Annotated in this window: 3 protein-coding genes; all 3 read left to right on the plus strand. The window is 38.9% G+C overall.

From position 1 onward, the window contains the following. Window positions 1–506: 506 nt before the first annotated feature. The 3 genes from M3610_RS28205 to ltrA all read left to right on the plus strand — a co-directional run bounded on the left by M3610_RS28205 (window position 507) and on the right by ltrA (window position 4,055). Window positions 507–632, plus strand: a complete 126-nt coding sequence (locus M3610_RS28205) for a hypothetical protein (RefSeq protein ID WP_285851505.1) — start codon at window positions 507–509, stop codon at window positions 630–632. 70 nt (window positions 633–702) lie between these two features. Continuing rightward, complete coding sequence (locus M3610_RS27180) at window positions 703–1,815, plus strand: AAA domain-containing protein (protein WP_251463590.1); 1,113 nt, start codon at window positions 703–705, stop codon at window positions 1,813–1,815. A gap of 914 nt (window positions 1,816–2,729) precedes the next feature. Further along, the gene (gene ltrA / locus M3610_RS27185; RefSeq protein ID WP_251463591.1) at window positions 2,730–4,055 is read left to right on the plus strand and encodes a group II intron reverse transcriptase/maturase; all 1,326 of its coding nucleotides are present in this window, start codon (window positions 2,730–2,732) and stop codon (window positions 4,053–4,055) included. The last annotated feature ends 155 nt before the right edge of the window (window positions 4,056–4,210 follow it).

The following is a 4,210-nucleotide window of genomic DNA, read 5'->3' on the forward strand; positions in this document are numbered from 1 at the left end:
CTTGCATTTTAAACTTCATAGTAGGGGTTCCTCCTAAGGTTTGAGTTAGAGTGGTGTCTATACTCATATCTTACTGAGGAGCTCTTTTTTTATCAAAGTCAATAATTAACTCTCTACAGGAATGCTAAAGGGGCAGTTTAATGGAATAAGGAGTTTTACCATAACTAGGTTAATAACATTAAGGATTATCATATGGGTAATTTAAATTTGTTGGAGTTAAGATTATAAGGATTTCAACTTTAGCTTGGAATCCTTTTTAAATTATAATTTATTCGTTTTTTCATGGAAAACTATAATTACTTACTGAAGATAACTAGTAAACAAAGATAGAAAAGGACTGTTTTTGTTTCGTTATTTACGATGATTACGGTCAAAAATCATACTGTATATATGGGTCCTTTAATTGAATAAGAATACCTAAAGACCACTTAAAATTGGTCTCTTTCTTTTTGTTCGCATACAGAACGTTTGTTCGTATATAATGATGAATGAAGGAGATGTTCGATATGACAATACGTGATAGAGGAAAGATTAAATGGAATGCAGCGTCCTTTATGCCTGAGGTATTCAAAATGCAGCGTGAAATGTTTAAGGATCAAGAGCGACTGCCACGGCCTTTACCCACCGTCTAATTTGTTTCAGTCCTCGTTTGTTAATGACGATGATGAGGAGGAAGAATACGATACGGATGATTCCATTAGTTTGCTAAATTTAGCGAAAAGAAGGTTTTCTGAAAGGCTGCTTCAGTGGCACTATCGCTCTAAATATGAAGAGTTAATCAATTATTCCAATCATGCATTTTACAACGGGCATGTACAAATAGCACCCAATGTGATTCCATTTAAAAATCCGCCAGCGATAAAATGGAAAAAAGTCGAAGGAAGATGGGTTAACCAGTCCAATGAAGTGGAAGCAGTTGAAGTCGTCAACATTCTTAAAGAAATATTAATCAATCAGCCTGGAAAAACCGTAGGGATTATCACGTTTAACTCCAAGCAGCAATCCAAAATTCAGGATCAGATTGATAAACTAGTGAGTGAAGATGAGGAATTTAGCTCCGTTTACAACCAAATGTTAACCAGGGATCTCGATGAACGCGTCTTTGTAAAAAATATTGAAAATGTGCAAGGGGATGAAAGGGTTATTATCCTCTTCTCAATCGCTTATGCGAAAAACGAGGAAGGTAAGGTGTATAACCGGTTTGGGATGCTGAATCAAAAGGGTGGAGAAAATCGTATGAACGTTGCGGTCACACGGGCTAAAGAAGGAATCACGGTGGTTTCAAGTATTGAGCCAGAAGAATTGAATGTGGCAAGCACTTCGCAAATAGGTCCGAAATTACTGAAGGCCTATCTAAAATATGTACGGGCTGTTTCTAATTCACAAGTGGAGCAGATCAATGCTGTTGTCCAAGAAGTCAATGAAAATGTAAATACCCATGTACAGGAAAAAGAATTACACTTCGACTCACCGTTTGAAGAGCAAGTGTATCATCAACTACGAAGCCTCGGGTATGAGGTTACCACCCAGGTAGGGATGTCAGGTTACCGCATTGACATGGCCATTGTTCACCCGCAGGATTCTTCCCGATATATATTGGGAATCGAGTGCAATGGAGCCATGTATCACAGCTCCGCAAATGCGAAGGAAAGAGACGTTTACCGCCAGCGGTTCCTAGAAAGCAGAGGCTGGACCATCGAACGGATTTGGAGTCGAAACTGGTGGAAGAACTCATCAGCAGAGGTTGAGAGAATTGATCAGAAAGTGAAGGAATTGTTGAAGAAGGAGATTGTTAAAGAGAAAGTTAGCAATTAAATAATATAATTTTTAGGGAGTGCCAGGTAAGTGCCATTAATGGGATTACCTAGCACTCTTTTCATGAATAAGTAGGTATATTTTTGTATTGTGAAGAATTCTATTTAACTATAGGGGCAGATTAGATAAAGATGAAGATCGCTTCGGCGGTCTCTTCTTACGATTAGTTAAGTATATTTCTAAGATTTATAGGAATATTTTTAAGGGGTTTTTGGGCATTCTAAATTTCTTCCATTTTCTTTACTTCACTAAGGAGTAAAGCTTTTTGTGCGCTTGGCAGCGCCTCGCTCTAATGGGTGAAAGTCCCTAACATGCCGTTGTGGCGGAAATGTACAGCTGACAGGTAGTGCGAGTATTGTGAGATTTCGTGCGGAGGACCTGAAGGCAAAGCTCGGAACAGGTGGCTGTAACCATGTTGGCTGGTAAGATGGGATAACCTTGCAAAGGATGGGGATGTCCAATACCACTCTGTATCTTATTAGTTATGAGGACTGGCTTCGAGTGAAAGGCGAGGAACGTGACCCAAGGAGATCTCATCTTCTCCACCGTAGGTGGTAAATCTTTTTCAAAACCGGGATGGACTAGAAATTGACTATGGAGGGTGAGAAGTCAGAGCAGGGGATAGTAGTGAATAAACTTGTCGGAAATGCCACAAAGACAAGTGACTTATCACGAAGTTGGTAAGGCAGACATTGACCCAAAAGGCAGTGAACTGATGCGAAGCCCGTCTGTCCATGGAAGAAAGCAATACGAACTTATTTACTCGTCATGTACTTAACAGAAGTCGATGAGGCTGATAGCCGAAGAATCGAGACCGAAAGAAAGTAGGTTGTTTAGGGCGAAGTACTAATATTAAATATCAGCCATTGGGTTACCTATTCAGTTGATATTGTATTGGGAAAGGAAACGAATGCATGAATGATTTAATAGGTAAACGAAGCTTACGTGTAGTGGAAAATTCTAAAAAGAAACGCAAGTGGTACAGTCTAATGGATAAATTATGGAACTATCAAAACCTGGAACAAGCTTTTTATGACGTAAAGAAAAACCGCGGTTCACACGGAGTGGATAAAGTTACGATTAAAGAGTATGAAATAAAATTGGAACACAACTTAAGAGTGCTCCAGGAATCTTTGAGTAACAAAACATATCGTGCAAAACCAGTCAGAAGAGTATTCATTCCAAAAGCTGATGGTACAAAACGTCCACTAGGAATTCCAACAGTAGAAGACCGAATTCTCCAAGCCGCAACTAAAAGAATACTTGAACCAATCTTTGAACAGAAATTCTTAGACTGTAGTTTTGGATTTCGTCCAAACCGTAGTGCACATATGGCGATAGACAAAATCCGAAAGGATTTAATGGAAGGGTACACCTTTGTAATTGATGCCGATATAAAAACATACTTTGATTCTATTCCTCATGATAAACTTATCGATTTAATCAAAGTAGAAGTTGTGGACAGTAGCGTGTTAGCGCTAATCATACAGTTTTTAAAATCGGGAATCCTTGAGAACGGATGTTTCTATGAAAGTGACACCGGCAGTCCTCAGGGTGGCGTAATCAGTCCGCTATTAGCAAACATCTATCTGCATCCTCTTGATGAAATGATGATGGAAAGAGGTCACCGTATTACAAGGTATGCGGATGACTTCGTCATCTGTTGCAAGTCCCGGAAGGGTGCTGAAAGAGTACTAAGAACAGTAGTGAAGCTATTAGAGGAAAAGTTAGGTCTGAAAGTCCATCCGGATAAAACCAAGATTGTAGACAACTTTGAAGAGCCGTTTATCTTTCTAGGATATGTTTTTAAAAAAGGATACTTCCATTCTCCATCAGACAAAGCAGTAAAGAAATTTAAGAAAAGTATCAAGAAAACAACGAAAAGAAACCAAACAATTAATTTGGAGGAATTCGTTAAACATCGACTGAATCCTATCATCAGAGGATGGGGTAGGTACTTTGGTATCGGATTTTCGAAGAAACTGTTTCAACAGCTGGACTCATGGATTCGAAGAAGACTTAGGATGATTCAGTTAAGAAGCTGGAAAAAAATAAGAAAGCTCCACAGGGAGCTCAGAAAAAGGAATTGGGAGGGTGAACTACCTCATCTTTCAATGACAAGATGGAAAAATTCGATGACCCAACATGTACACTTCGCGATTCCTAATGAAAGGTTTCGCGAAATTAAACTTGTTTTTCTTTTGGACATTTACAACGAACTACATCCCCAGCGGGGATAAAGTGGAGGAGCCGTATGCGATGACCCGCACGTGAGTCTGTCTAACAATTTTAAATTTGTTTTGAACATTTAGAAGAAAATGGATATTAATGTCGAATACATTAAGTAAAGGAGATGTTAATATGCCATTTATTCTTGGGGAAGATAGAAAACAAA

The organism is Neobacillus sp. MER 74 (genome assembly GCF_023714155.1).

Bases quoted from the DNA above. Each gene is read 5' to 3' on its own strand.
- ltrA (WP_251463591.1), top strand. From the start codon at position 2,730: ATGAATGATTTAATAGGTAAACGAAGCTTACGTGTAGTGGAAAATTCT.
- M3610_RS28205 (WP_285851505.1), top strand. From the start codon at position 507: ATGACAATACGTGATAGAGGAAAGATTAAATGGAATGCAGCGTCCTTT.